The 12,718-nt window shown below is 66.2% G+C and carries 12 protein-coding genes and 1 CRISPR repeat array; of the genes, 2 read left to right on the top strand and 10 right to left on the bottom strand.

Annotated elements, in window-relative coordinates; translation table 11 throughout:
- Nucleotides 1-22: 22 nt before the first annotated feature.
- The 9 genes from MZC64_RS45885 to MZC64_RS45845 form a co-directional block, all read right to left on the bottom strand.
- Entirely contained in the window at nt 23-286 is a 264-nt protein-coding gene (locus MZC64_RS45885) for a CRISPR-associated endonuclease Cas2 (protein WP_247765986.1), read from the bottom strand.
- Nucleotides 287-292: 6 nt separating this feature from the next.
- Nucleotides 293-1,273, bottom strand: a complete 981-nt coding sequence (cas1, locus tag MZC64_RS45880) for a CRISPR-associated endonuclease Cas1 (RefSeq protein WP_247765987.1) — start codon at nt 1,271-1,273, stop codon at nt 293-295.
- Nucleotides 1,273-1,770: a CRISPR-associated protein Cas4 gene (locus MZC64_RS49040; RefSeq protein WP_247765988.1), complete on the bottom strand. Its 498-nt coding sequence runs from the start codon at nt 1,768-1,770 to the stop codon at nt 1,273-1,275. Before MZC64_RS49040 ends, cas1 begins: the two co-directional genes overlap by 1 nt.
- Entirely contained in the window at nt 1,767-2,117 is a 351-nt protein-coding gene (locus tag MZC64_RS49035; RefSeq protein ID WP_247765989.1) for a hypothetical protein, read from the bottom strand. Before MZC64_RS49035 ends, MZC64_RS49040 begins: the two co-directional genes overlap by 4 nt.
- An 85-nt stretch (nt 2,118-2,202) precedes the next feature.
- The gene (gene cas3, locus MZC64_RS45865) at nt 2,203-4,257 is read right to left on the bottom strand and encodes a CRISPR-associated helicase Cas3' (RefSeq protein WP_247765999.1); all 2,055 of its coding nucleotides are present in this window, start codon (nt 4,255-4,257) and stop codon (nt 2,203-2,205) included.
- A 2-nt stretch (nt 4,258-4,259) separates the two neighbouring features.
- Nucleotides 4,260-4,916, bottom strand: a complete 657-nt coding sequence (gene cas5 / locus MZC64_RS45860) for a CRISPR-associated protein Cas5 (protein WP_247765990.1) — start codon at nt 4,914-4,916, stop codon at nt 4,260-4,262.
- A complete protein-coding gene (gene cas7i, locus MZC64_RS45855) occupies nt 4,913-5,941 on the bottom strand; it encodes a type I-B CRISPR-associated protein Cas7/Cst2/DevR (RefSeq protein WP_247765991.1) in 1,029 nt (342 codons plus the stop codon). Before cas7i ends, cas5 begins: the two co-directional genes overlap by 4 nt.
- Nucleotides 5,938-7,404, bottom strand: a complete 1,467-nt coding sequence (locus MZC64_RS45850) for a hypothetical protein (protein ID WP_247765992.1) — start codon at nt 7,402-7,404, stop codon at nt 5,938-5,940. Before MZC64_RS45850 ends, cas7i begins: the two co-directional genes overlap by 4 nt.
- A complete protein-coding gene (locus MZC64_RS45845) occupies nt 7,401-8,132 on the bottom strand; it encodes a CRISPR-associated endoribonuclease Cas6 (RefSeq protein WP_247765993.1) in 732 nt (243 codons plus the stop codon). Before MZC64_RS45845 ends, MZC64_RS45850 begins: the two co-directional genes overlap by 4 nt.
- A gap of 826 nt (nt 8,133-8,958) precedes the next feature.
- Nucleotides 8,959-9,967: direct repeats of the CRISPR family, unit length 30 nt; unit sequence GTGCTCATCTCCCCTACGAGGGGTGGCAAC.
- A 382-nt stretch (nt 9,968-10,349) separates the two neighbouring features.
- Here MZC64_RS45845 and MZC64_RS45840 point away from each other — a divergent pair.
- Both MZC64_RS45840 and MZC64_RS45835 read left to right on the top strand, forming a co-directional pair.
- Entirely contained in the window at nt 10,350-11,234 is an 885-nt protein-coding gene (locus MZC64_RS45840; RefSeq protein WP_247765994.1) for an inositol monophosphatase family protein, read from the top strand.
- 56 nt (nt 11,235-11,290) lie between these two features.
- Nucleotides 11,291-12,154, top strand: coding sequence for a hypothetical protein (locus MZC64_RS45835; protein WP_247765995.1), 864 nt, complete (start codon nt 11,291-11,293; stop codon nt 12,152-12,154).
- Here the strand turns inward: MZC64_RS45835 and MZC64_RS45830 are convergent.
- On the bottom strand, nt 12,085-12,612 hold the full coding sequence (locus MZC64_RS45830) for a hypothetical protein (protein ID WP_247797799.1): 528 nt from the start codon (nt 12,610-12,612) through the stop codon (nt 12,085-12,087). The two genes, MZC64_RS45835 and MZC64_RS45830, sit on opposite strands and share 70 nt — an antisense overlap.
- Nucleotides 12,613-12,718 lie beyond the last annotated feature (106 nt).

The raw sequence follows: 12,718 nt of genomic DNA, 5'->3' as shown, positions 1-12,718 counted from the left end.
AAGCTGACATCAGCTCGTCCTTCTACAGGATGTTGTCCGGTTGGGGGTCTGGTTGTCCCCAGGACTGCCTCTCCGGTATGGCTCCGGGCGGGAGCGTCCAGACGAGTACCCGGTCGTAGTCGGGATCGACATGGCGTTGGATTTCGGCTTGGAACAGTCGTAGTTGTGCTGGTGTGAGCGGGCCTTCGAAGACGCTGTTTTGGCTGTGGTGCAGGTACTTGCGGCAGGTTCGCAGGATCTGCGGGTTGCGTTCGCTGGCGGTGTCATAGGCCGCGATGACATACACCGGTGGTCACCACCAGATCCGGAACGGCTTGTAGGGCGTGCCTTCCAGGCAGGTTCGGGTGAGTGTCAGTGCGTCAAGGTAGGGCAGTTCGTCGTAGGCGACGGGGCGTTTGAGGCCGCGGTGGTCGATGGTGGTGCCGAGTTCGTCGCGGATGGTCGTGATGAGGAGTTTGCGGCCGGTGTCGCTGAGCATGGCCTGGTTGGTGTCGATGTCGAAGTGTTTCGGGTTGAGTTGCTTGCGGCCGGCCAGGCGTAGCAGGAGCCGTTCGGCGAAGAGAGGTTTGAAGATCTCGGCGAGATCAAGAGCCAGGGAGTGGCGGCGCCGGTGGAGGCTGCTGTGCAGGAACGCGATTCCGGTGTGCAGGGGTGTCAGGCGCAGGGCGGAGAGCACGCGTGAGTAGGTGATTCCGTTGGCGTAGCTGATGAAGGCGTTGCCGGCGTTGGCCGGTGGGCGGCGGTGGCGTCCGTGGAGTTGGAGCCAGTCGGGGAGTTTGGTGTCCAGGACCTCCCAGGCGCTGCGTCGGAAGTTTCCTTCGGCGGCCATGAGCTGCTCGATGGTGTCGGCGTGCTGGATGGCCTGTGTGAGAACTTCGTAGGGGCGGTGGAGTAGGCGGCGGTCGATGCAGCGGCGGATGTTGAAGGCGGCGTTGTCCACAATGGATCGTGCGATGGGCAGTGCGGTGTCGGTCTGTTCGGCCAGGCGCGCTTGGGCGAGTACGACGTGGCCTGAGGTGGCGGTGTCTGCGCTGAGCAGGGAGCCTGCGTAGTCGCCGTAGTGGGAGAGCAGGTGCAGGTTGATGCGGTGAGTGTTGAGCAGGGCGATGGTGGAGGTGTTGATGTCGACGGGGGCCGCGGCGATGATGTCGCGGACATCGGTGATGGGGATGTGTGTGGACGGCTGGTCGTCGCGGTCGATGCGCAGGGAGTTGTCCTGGCGGTGGATGCGGCAGGGCGTGGTGAGCCAGTAGGTGCGGGAGGCAGTGGGCATCAGTCGGTCCAGCAGTAGTCGTGGAAGCTGCAGCGGTGACAGCGGGATCGGCCAGGCTTGGGTGGTGATTCGGGCTGGGTGATGACCTCCAGGGCGGTGGTGATGTCGGCGTCGGCTTGGGTGGCTTCGGTGTCGGTGTAGGGCAGGCGGTGGGTGCGCCGGGTGGCGGGATGGTGAAGGATCGCGCCGTGGACCTGAACCCCGAGCTGGTCGAGTCGGTAGCAGTAATGACGGGCCTGGGCGGCATCGGCGGGTGTGGAGGTGCGGGAGGATTTGACTTCGTGGACCCAGGCTTGGCCGTCGAGGTGGTCCAGGCGTGCGGCACCGAGGTCGATCTCGCGGTATCGGGGGTAGGTGGTGTCGTGCACGGCGCTGCCGTAGGCGACGGTGTCGCTGAGGTACTCGGGGCGGATTCCTCTGGAGTAGAGCCAGAGTTGGCGACGGCAGTGGTAGAGGTACTTGATGTGGACACCGCCGATGTCTTGTCTGCTGATCACAGGATCTCCCCGAGGTTGTATTTGCTCCTGTGGTCGCCGGCGACCGAGCGGAGCCCGTAGACGGGGTCGTAGTCGCCGTTGATGGTGAGCACGCCGGCGCCCTTGTGGTAGGTGGTGGCATAGGCCAGGCGCTCGGGCAGGGGGATGAGGTAGCGGGAGGCCAGCAGTTTTCCGGCGGCGGTGGTCTCGGGAGCCTGGAGGTCGCGGAGATAGTCGGGTAGGTCGGTCTCGAGGATGGCTTCGATGCCCTCGAACTGCCGGTCGAAGTCCTGGGTGAGGGCGATGGTGTCCTCGAAGGGCAGGGGGAAGGTCAAGGTTTCGGCGAAGCTGTCGCGGGATTGGGTCACAGCGTCTTCCCAGTGCCGGGCCCACTCTCCGGTGTAGATCTCATCCAGCCAACCGCGGGTGTTGGATTCGTTGATCAGTTCACCGTCATGGCGGGTGAGCAACTCCCAGGTCGCGCGGGTCGGTTCCTCGGGGTAGACGGCGTCGGCGTAGAGGCCGTGCTCGCCGGTGCGGGTTCGGTACTCGGGGGCGCAGATGTGCACCAGGGCGCCGGTGAGCAGGGCGAGTCGGTTGACGCGGCCGAACCCGTTGCAGCAGCGCTTCCAGTGTGGCGCAGGAGGTGTAGAGCACATCCAGGCTGCAGTTGAGGGAGACCTCCAGAGCTTGGGTGCCGATCAGCAGGCCAGGCTGGGGTGTGGCGGTGTTGGCGCCGAAACGCTTGTGGATGCCGGCTTCGAGGGCGCTGCGGTCCATGCCGCGGAAGCGGGAGTGCAGTAGCAGGGCCGAACCCGCGCCGTGTTGTTGAGTGCACTGTGGCTCCAGCACCCCATACAGGTAGTGGGCGTCGGCGATGTTATTGGCTACGACCAGTACGGACTTGCCCTGTGCCAGGTCGGCGGCGATAGCCTGCTGGGTCTGTGGGTCGGTGAGGTGCTTCTCGTGCAGGCTGATGCGGTGCCGGGCTGGCCAGTCCTGCTGCGGGTAGGCATCCAGAACGACGGGCGCCGGTTCGGGACTGCCGGGTGGGGTGAGGGCACGCTGGATGAGGGTGATCAGGCGGGTGGGCAGAGTGGCCGAGAGCACTGCGACCCGGCTGCCCAGACGGGCTGTCAGGCTCATCATGGCCAGGATCATGCCCAGGCGGCGGGGTTCGTAGGCGTGGAGTTCGTCGAAGATCAGTACGCTGTTGGTGGCGGTATCCAGCAGGGTGGAGGCGTGGCGGGTCCCGCCGAGCGCGCCCCGCAGCAGCTGGTACGGGGTGGTGACGCGGACGAGTTCGCGGTGTTGCCGGCTTGCCTCGACTGCCTTCACCGCGTGCTCGGCCGCGGCCACCTCCGCGGTGTCCTCGTCGATGCCGGTGTTGTCTTCGCGGAGGCGGTTGAGGTGATACAGCCCGGCCCGGGAATGCAGGACCCCGACATCAGGGGTGTGCAAGTCCTCGACCAGGCGCAGGGTCATGGCATTGATGGAGGCCAGGTAGGGCAGGGCGTAGATCAGGCGTGGTCGTCCGCCACAGCGCCGGGCTATCTCCGTAGTGGCGGTTTCGCCCCAGAGTAGGACGGCGTCGGTTTTGCCGTAGCCGGTGGGGGCCAACAGGATCAGGTGGCCCGAGACTGCAGCGGCCTGCAACTGGTAGGGGCGCACCTGCTGGTTTTCGTTTGAGCGCCGCTGGGTGAGCTGCTGCCGGTAGCCGAGGATGGGCAGAGTCTTCAGCAGTTCGGCCCGTGGCGCGGATGCGAGGTGGTCGGCCGCGGTCACCGCGCCCAGAAGCAGGACTGCAGCCAGGCCATCGTCGCGGCGGGAGCGGGGCAGGCGGTCCATCCACCGTGCGCGCAACTGCTGGAGCAGGTGGTGGGCGGCAGCACCGAGCTCAGCGGTGGTGCGCCGGGTGTCGCCGGTGGGCAGGAGCCGGGGAATGAGGCGATAGCTTGCGCTGGTGGCGATCAGCCAGTCCAGCAGGGCTTGGGCGGTGTCTGGGTCGACGGGGTCGAAGCGGCGGGTGAAGTCCTCGGCGTGGGGTTCGGGGTAGAGGGTGAGGATCGCTCGGGTGCCGCGTTCCTGGCTGTCCAGCGGGCGGTGGTGGGTAGCCACGCCGGTGGCCACCCACAGCAGGTCCTCATCATCGAGGTCTTGAAGCAGGGTGGGCAGGAATGCCAGGGAGTAGACCTCGTGCCGTTCCCCCCAGCGAATAGCCGGCCGGGAGCTGTTGCCGATCTGGCATTGGAACCCGCCGCAGGTTTTCCCGCAGTCGTGGCAGAGCGCGGACAGCAGTACCCACAGCCAGAATTTCGGTGGCATCCCGGGGATGGCGCCGATGCGGTCGCGGATGCGGAAGGCGAATTCCAAAGTGGTGCGGCTGTGTTCGGTGAGGAGCTCGCCTGGTTGTCCTTTGAGGGGGCTGCTTTTCGCCCACACATAGTCCAATAGGGACAGTGGTGGTGTGGCCGTCGACAACAACCACGGCGCAGGTGATGCGGTCATCGTCAACGGGCCTTCACGGTGTCGGGGTGGACCGGGGGCAGCAGTTGCACGGCCTGTCCGTCGGAGGTCACCAGCGTGTCGGTGATGGGGGCGGCCGTGCCCTTGGGGGCGTAGTGGTAGTTGTCCCACCGGGTGTGTTGGCGGTCGAGGCTGGTCGCGGTCGCCAACCGCAGCAGCGTTCCGCGGCTTTGTGGTGTCTGGGGCAGTACCGCGTGTCCTTGGACGCCCTCCCCTCGGGTCAGGCTGGTGCGGCGTGGGCGAGCGGCGGCCAGGTCTTGGCTGCGGCCCAGGCGCAGTGGCCAGATCGGGCGCCGCAACGAGGCGTGCCAGTGGTCGAGCTCGTCCAGGAGCCACACGGTCAGGGTGGTGTCGTAGAGGAATTCGCGGTCTTTCGGAGTGGGGTCGGTGGAGCGGCCGAGGGCATCGGCGGGGTGGTAGGTCTCCAGGTCGGTTCCCTCGGCGCGGGCGGTGAAGGACAGGGCGAAGCGGGTGGTGACCGGGACGTGGTTCCAGCCACCCGCGGCGGCGGCGAGCATGCCCCCGACGGTGGCCGGCGGCGGGCAGGGCAGTCCTTTCTGGACCGCGGCGTACATGGGGTCGCGGAAGGAGGTCACGGTCGCGGTCACCGTGACCTCCAGCGCGGGGATGGTCTCGGTCACCGGGCGGAGTCCTGGAACCAGTCGTCACGCTCACCGTCGCGCAGCTGTTGGGCCAGGGTCCGCAGCACCGTGCGCGGGTGGCCGATGATGACGGTGGCGTCCTCGATCAGGTCGCTGATCTGCTCGGTGACCTTCTCCCGCTGGTCGCCGAGGAATCCGGGACTCCAGCCGATGTGGATAGGGCCGTCCAGCTCGTCGGCCCAGGCGGTGAGTTCCTCACGGAATACGCGGGTGTCGAAGGTGGTGTGGTTGTCGAGGTTGCGCACGATGCGGGTGAAGGGGTTGTTGCCGCCCTTCATCGGGGCCAGCAGCACTAGCGCTGGGCTGCGCTCGCCGTAGTGCAGCGCTTGTTTGGCTCCGCCCCTCATCGCGGCCAGGGTTTCCAGCAGGACCGCGGCCCGGCGGCGGCGCTCGGCCAGCGGGAGCTGCCAGGATTGGTTGCCCCGGAATTGCAGTGCCTGCCCCTCCGGGACGAGGGCCTCGTGCTGAATGCCAGGGGCGAGGTCGGGCAGCCGGATAGTGCCGGAGAGATCGAAGGTGCCCACACGCGGCAGGTCCAGCAGCATGTCCTGGGCGAGGTGGGCAGTGTAGTGCTCGTGTTCATGGATCACCGGGTCAGCGCCGTCGAATCCCCGGCTCATGGTGCCGAAGTCATGGGTAGGGCGCTGTGGCAGGACCGAGACCGCGGTGCCGGTGGCCAGCACGGTGTCGCGCTGGCAAGCCTTTTTCGTGTCCTTGACCGCGACCATGTAGCCGAGGAGGTCATCGTCGAGGTAGAGGTCGGGACGACCGGCGGTGTGGGCCTGCTGCTTGGCACCGGCACCGGAACGCTCGACCGGGGAGCGGCGTTCCTCGGGTGGCAGCGACGTGCGCAGCCAATAGCGGGTGGCCTGCGCGGCGATGTAGGGGTGGATGTCACGGCCGAGGCGGATTTGCTTGACCAAGGCGACGTTTGCTTCGCCTCGGCCGTTGTTGGGGGCTCCGGCCTTGATGTCGAGCACCATCTGGCCAACGAGATAAGTCATGGCTGTTCCACATCGTCAGCGACACCGTCGGCGTCGTCGGAGGGGGTCTGGCTGTAGTCCAGGGCTTCGCGGGCGGTGGCCGGGTCGATGCTCCAGCCATGGCGCAACAGCGCGGCGAGGGTGTCAGTGTGCAACTGTTCGCGGTACAACCAACTGTCGGACTCCGGTGCGGGGTTGAACAGCAGCCAGAGATCTGCTGAGTCCATGAATGCCTCCTGCGGCCGCCGGGCGGAGCCGGTGCTGGCCCCGTCGGCGGTGATGGCGGCGGTGGCGGCGAGGTAGTGGCGTTCGCGCTGGGCCCGCAGCCACTCCCTGAGCCGGCGAGGCTTGCGGAAGCTGACCTGGAATTTCTTCAGTTCCGTTGTGGCGTCCTGATTGATGATCACCTGGGCGAGTCGTTCTGCCAGCGCGGTGATGCGTTCGACGTTCTCACGTGGGGCCATCAAGACCTCCACCAGGTAGCTGCGGCCCAGCTCGGCCAGCGGGATGGTCTCTTCACGGATGTTCTCCTGCAGATCGGTGGTCACGTAGGTGGCGATGCGTGCGGGCAAGCGTTGCGGTGTGGTGAACAGCAGCCGGGCCAGCAGCGCGGATCCGCTGACTTTGGCGGTGTAGCAGGCACGCTGGAGGAAGCCGAAGGCCTCGCGTCGTTGCGGATGCCAGGCGGTGGTCTGCAGCCAGCGGGCGGCGGGCTCGGTCAGGACTCGGCAGTCCAGGGTTTGCTCTTTGTTGCTGTTGCTGAAGATGAGCAGCTCCACATCGGCGGCAACAGGGCGGTTGAATTCCCGCACCCTGTGCAGGGCCAGTTGTTCCCGCACGTAGGAGCCGCTCAGAGTGGTGATGCTGCCCAGCATCAGGATCCGCCGGGTCTTGGCGACCTGGGTGGCGGTGACCCGGGCCAGAAACTCCTCGTCCCAGCTGTGCAACACAGTCGCCCGGCCGCCCTCCAGGACACTGGCGTAGACCACGGCGTGGAAGCTGGCCCAGCACCCCACGCACAGGGCCATGCCTTCGTGGCCGGGGGTGGTGGTGTTGCGGTGGGAGATGCTGGCGCCCAGGGGCACGTCGACTTTGCCGTAGAAGCCGCAGGCACCGCGCCCGCACAGCGCGCACGGCACCCCGGGCCAGTCGGCGGGCTCCGGAGGGGTGCGCCAGGTCTGGATGCGCTGCTTGCGTTGCGGGATGGTGAGTTTGGCCCGGGTGGGGTGGTTGACCGGGGAATTGGGCCACAGGCAGTGGCTGTAGGCCAGCAGCACATGGTCTTTGGCGGTGGAGGCGCCGGCGGTGGCAGCCACGTCGGATGTCATGGTCTGCACTGCGGTGTGGAAGGTCTCGGCAGTCAGCTCACCAAGGCGGTCGCAGCCGCCTAGTTCGGCCAGGGCGAAGGCGCCGACGCGCTGGAGTTTGTGCGGGGTGAGCTGAGGCAGCATCTGCCAGCGGGTGTCCTCGGCGACGGTGGTCATGCCTGCACCCAGCCCCATCCGCCGCTGCACGAGAGGCCCAGGCCCCAGGACCAGATCGCCTGCAACGTCGCGGGGGCACCGGAGAGACGTACCTCGACCGGGGCGCCGGTTTTGGCTCCGGTGGCGCTGGTGGTGAAGCGGCGGCGGGCGCCGATCCAGGTGACCTCCTCCACGGAGATGTCAGGGTCTAGGTCGAGTGCCTCGGCTTTGCGCTGCAGGTTGATCTGCAGGTAGGGCACCCACTCAGGATCGCCGGGCAGCAGGTAGTTGTTGCGGCGCAGCTGTCCGGATTCGTCGCGGGCGGTGCTGCGCAGCATGACGGGGGTTTGGGAGCGCATCAGTGCTGTTCCGGTGGCGAAGCGGGGCGGTAGGACGGGGGTGATGGTCCCGACCTGCAGGGCCACGCCGCCCCAGTCCCAGATCCGCTGGGCAGTCAGGCCCTCGGCCAGTGCCTGGGTGATGTGCAGCAGAGGGCTGCCGACCTCCACGATGCCCTGACCTCCGGCGCGGTAGATGCCCGCTCCACGGGTCTTGGCCTTGTCGAACCGCGGGGGGCAGTAGCCCAGCGGGGTGAGCCCTCGAGGGCCGATCCCGATGTCGTGAAGTTGCTGTGCCAGTGCGGGATCGATGTCGCGGAGCGCGTCGTAGAAGACGCCGCGGCCCTTGGGCATCAGCGCATCCCAGGGGATCTGCTGGGCCCGGGTGAAGACTTGACAGCGAAGCCTCACCGTCACACCTCCTTCGGTCGATGACAGCTTGGGGTTTTAGGTTCTGATCTCGCGATGCGTGGTCACTACTATCAGTCGCCGTACCTGGACGGCAAGTGACGGTTTGAGGCGGCAGCGTCTCGTATGGGAGCGACCGGTGTCAGCGGTCCGGCTCGGCGTAGGCACAGAGGCTGGATAGCAGGAGGGGCTGACAGAGCAGATGCTCTGTCAGCCCCTCCTGGCGAGGTCATGTCAAGCCCTCACAGGGCAGATAAGAGCGGCACGCAGACCACAAGCGGTCATGTTGCCATCCGCGACGGCGGTCAATTACCGCAGTTCAGACCTCGTCTTTGTCAGCGTTGCCGATGATCAGGCACGGCAGGCACTTGGCCCGGAAGCCAAGCCGAATCAAGTCGCCAGCCCGCCGACACGTTCACCCTAATGGGTGGAACTGGAGTTGCAGATGGGCCATGAGGCGGACCGCCGGTTTGCAGCAGGCCACCGCCTGGCGTTGCACGACCGCCGGTTCACTTCTGACTCGGTCTGGGCCGACGCCAGCTTCCGAGACCGGAGGAAACGACGGAGCATGCCTGGCGCACCGTTGTTCCGGCGATCCACTGTTCGCCTAATGCTCGGTGCGCTCGGGCAACTGGCTCAGCGTCGCGTTTCTGCTGCTGCGCAACCACAGGTCGGCTGCAAGCAGTAGGTCGAAATGGCCGCGTAGGCTGGCTGCGCTGAGGCACAACTGTGATCCACCTCGCGACTATGTGAGAAAGTGCCTGGATACGACCGTGCAACTGCTGACCGGTGCGGAAGCCTGGAGTCGAATCTTGCCCTTTACTATCGGGTGCTCATCTCCCCTACGAGGGGTGGCAACGTGACCGACTCGCTGCCGGTACTGGCGGATGAACCGTGCTCATCTCCCCTACGAGGGGTGGCAACATCCAGAACGACTCGCCAAGTCGCTGATCGCCGGTGTGCTCATCTCCCCTACGAGGGGTGGCAACCTGGCGGGCCGGCGGCCGAAGCCGTCCGGGTGGAGTGCTCATCTCCCCTACGAGGGGTGGCAACACCTCGAACAGCGGGACCTGCCGAGGGTCGATCACGTGCTCATCTCCCCTACGAGGGGTGGCAACGGTAGTGCCGGTGCCGGGGAAAGGGGTCAAGCCGGGTGCTCATCTCCCCTACGAGGGGTGGCAACGCCGGGGAGTAGGGCTCGCTCAGCGGGATGATCTCGTGCTCATCTCGCCTACGAGGGGTGGCAACGTCTCGGCGAGCACGGTGGTGCTGTGCCGCGTCCAGGTGCTCACCTCCCCTACGAGGGGTGACAACTAGGTAGTGGCCAGCACCGCCCCGGTGGCCAGGACGTGCTCATCTCCCCTACGAGGGGTGGCAACATGTACCGGCGGAAGTCGCCGCGGGCCAGCCACTCGTGCTCAATTCCCCTACGACGGGTAGCAACGAGCCCTGCTGATCGGCATCTACTTGCTCACTGGTGCTCGTCTCCCCTATGAGGAGTTGCAACGTAAGGCGGACCATGGACGACGTCCGCACTGTTCTCGCGTGCTCATCTCCCCTGGGAGGGGTGGCAACAGGTTGGGCAGGCGGGCCAGCAGGGCAGAGGCACGTGTGCTCATCTTCCCCGCGAGGGCTTGCAACGGATTGCGGTGCCGCACCAGACGAAGGCGATCTGGCAGGTGCTCACGTCCCCCTACGAGGGGTGGCAACGCGAGGAGATGGCTGCTGGTCTGCGCGAGATGGCCGGCGCTCATGTCCCTTAAAGGGGTGGCAACACGAGACCTGGCGGGCCAGCCTGCCCTAGCCCGGCGTGCGCATGTCCCGACGAGGGTTGGCAACTGGCAGACTGGGACGCTGCGGTCCTCGTCTCCCCTATAAGGAGTGGCAACACGCAAGCGACGATCTGACCGGAAAGCCTTGTTGTTTTTGTTGTTGTTCTTATCTTCCCTACGAGGGATGGCAACGTGTGGGGCCGGATGGGTCCCGTCGGTCAACAAAAGTCTCATGCCATCAACGAGGAGCAGCAGTCGGCGAGCAGACCTCCCTCGGCTCTCCTCGCAGCGTTCCGCGCCTTCCTTCCCTACGCGGGGATGCAATGTCAGGTGGAGGCCGCCGACGAAGGCCCAGCTTTCGGCACACAGACCGTTCAGATAACACTAGGGTGTAGCCGCGCAGCCGACTGTGCACGTGAATTAACCTAGAGAACGCGGGGCGGGGCCTATGGCCACAGAGACTGAGCTTCCTGCTGTCGACAGAAGTTTGCTATCCCTTGCGGTTGCCGTGGCGCACGCGGCAGGTGCCATTACAACGGAGGGGTTTCAGACGGCGGAGCGGCAGGCGCGGATCAAGCGGGATGGCAGTGTTGTCACACGAACGGATCAAGCCGTTGAAGACATGATGCGCCGCGAACTGGGACGGCAAACCCCCGATGACGGCATCCTCGGTGAGGAAAATGGATCAGACGAGGGCATTTCGGGTCGTCGATGGGTGATCGATCCCATCGACGGGACCCGCTTCTTCACCAACGGGATCCCGGTGTTCACCAATCTGCTCGCCTACGAAGACGAGCACGGCAGCGCCATCGGCGTCATCAACATGCCAATGCAACAGGAGCTCGTCTTCGCCGGACGCGGACTGGGCTGCTGGATCGCGCATGGCGCCAACCCCAATCTCGATAAGGCTCGCCAGGTGCGTATCGGGAACTGCACCCATCTGGGCACCGCCGTGGTGCACGGCACGCACACCTTCACCTGGACAGTCGACTTCATGGCCGCGTTGCATGCCCATTGTCTGCTCCAGTGCAATCGCGGGGACGACGCCTACGGCATCGCCATGCTGGTGACAGGACGCGCCGACGCCGTGGTCTCCGTGCACACCGGAAAGCACTGGGACTGGGCACCAGTCCCGGTCATCGTCAGCGAAGCCGGCGGAGTGGCGACCGACCTGCGGGGCAGGGCATTACCGGGAGACGGCAGCAGCCTGGCTACCAACCCCGCGCTGCACCTGCCATTACTTGACCTGCTCTCGCCGCTTCCGCGCATCAGACGCTGGAAACATCTGGCCGGGACAGTCACACGGCCGCGCGGCACCACGCCACCACAGTGACGCGCACTGACTTACCCGCACACCCCAACACACGCTGCTACAGCAAGGGATTCGTCGTGACGACAGGCAATCGCATCGGGACGTCGGCACAGATCGATCTGCGCACCCAGCTCGACGAGGATGTGCTGGCCAGGGTCGAGCATGCACTGGATGTGCAGCTTGATCGTGGAAAGCAGGTGCGCAAACGCCGGTCGGTGGGGACACCCACCGACCGGGGCACGTGGGTTCGCATCGAGGTCCGGCGCAGGGAGAAGATCACCGGTCAGGGATTCAACGGTGCGGAGGCAGCCGCGGTGCTGACCGGTATCGCGATGCCTGCCTGGCATGCCGGTATGTCGTGGAACGATCCAGAGCGCGGGGTGATGTGGCGGGCGGATGAAACCGACCTGATAACCGCTGCCTCGATCAAACCAGGCGGCATCCTGACCAATGATCCACAGCTGACACCGCAGTGGTGGGCGGGGCTGAACGACTCGCTCGATTCTCTGGCTCGTGCAGAGACCACACGGGTGGCGACGCTGCACACGGTGGCGATCACCCAGGAGCGGGTCAGCGGCGAGATCGGCAAGGTCTTCGGTGCCGATCTCGACACCACGGTGCACAGCTGGGTTGCCGCGCACGCAGATTTCGCCTGGCCGAACCTGACGGCCCCTGAGTTTTGGATCCTGGACTGGGAAGACTGGGGCCAGGCGCCCCGGGGGCTCGACGCAGCGATGCTGTGGTCGAACTCGCTGGCGGTTCCGGGTCTGGCCGAGCAGGTTCGGCGTGTTCGGCAAGCTGATCTGGACAGCCGGGATGGTCAGTTGATGATGCTATTTTTCGCCGCGGGAATCCTGGGCGCACCTGCGGACTACTCCGGGCCGTTGCTGGAGCCAGCCCGCCGCGTGGCCTCCGAGCTTATCCCCCTGCTGCGGTCCTGATCGCCCCGGGCCCGCAGTAACTGGCGATAACGCGCGATCGCCGCCTGGTCGACCGGGAGCTCGACTGCGGCGAGCAGTTCGTCGAGGTGGCGAGGGTCGTCTGTGCCCACCGCGATGCGGTCTACCGGGGGAAGCTCGAAAGCCGTTCTGAAAATGGCCTGAGCGCAGGAGGCGTTCTGGTTCGGGGTGAGGAATCGCCGTGGGTTGACTCGTTCCCAGATCGGGTGGTCGGCGCGTCCGCCGAACGGGCTCATGCCCCATCGTGCGGACTCGCCGATGCCGAACATCGTGGCTAAGTGCTGTGCCGAGTCGAGGACGTCGGCGGGGACCAGCAGACCGGCCCGCGTCATGAGGGCCTGGGGGCTGGGCAGGACACCGGCCTTGGTGTCCAGCGCGGCGTGCAGCGGCCTGGGGTCCCACGTTGCCCATCCCCAGGACAGGCACATCCCGGTGTTCACGGCTTCCTGCAGTACCGCGCTGGCGTGGGCTAGATGAGTAAGTCCTAACTCGGTCAGTGGTCGTAGGCGGTCAGGGATCTGGTCACGGGCTGGCCGGTGGCTCGGT

Origin of the sequence: Crossiella sp. S99.2 (assembly GCF_023094165.1) — a bacterium.
Taxonomy (GTDB): Bacteria; Actinomycetota; Actinomycetes; order Mycobacteriales; family Pseudonocardiaceae; genus Crossiella.
The sequence above is the reverse complement of the archived record's forward strand: the minus strand, read 5'-3'. Positions and strand labels throughout refer to the sequence as shown.

Excerpts from the sequence above, each read along its gene's own strand:
- MZC64_RS45850 (WP_247765992.1), bottom strand. The coding sequence starts at position 7,404 with ATGACCACCGTCGCCGAGGACACCCGCTGGCAGATGCTGCCTCAGCTC.
- MZC64_RS45840 (WP_247765994.1), top strand. The coding sequence starts at position 10,350 with ATGGCCACAGAGACTGAGCTTCCTGCTGTCGACAGAAGTTTGCTATCC.
- cas3 (WP_247765999.1), bottom strand. The coding sequence starts at position 4,257 with ATGACCGCATCACCTGCGCCGTGGTTGTTGTCGACGGCCACACCACCA.
- cas1 (WP_247765987.1), bottom strand. The coding sequence starts at position 1,273 with ATGCCCACTGCCTCCCGCACCTACTGGCTCACCACGCCCTGCCGCATC.
- cas7i (WP_247765991.1), bottom strand. The coding sequence starts at position 5,941 with ATGACTTATCTCGTTGGCCAGATGGTGCTCGACATCAAGGCCGGAGCC.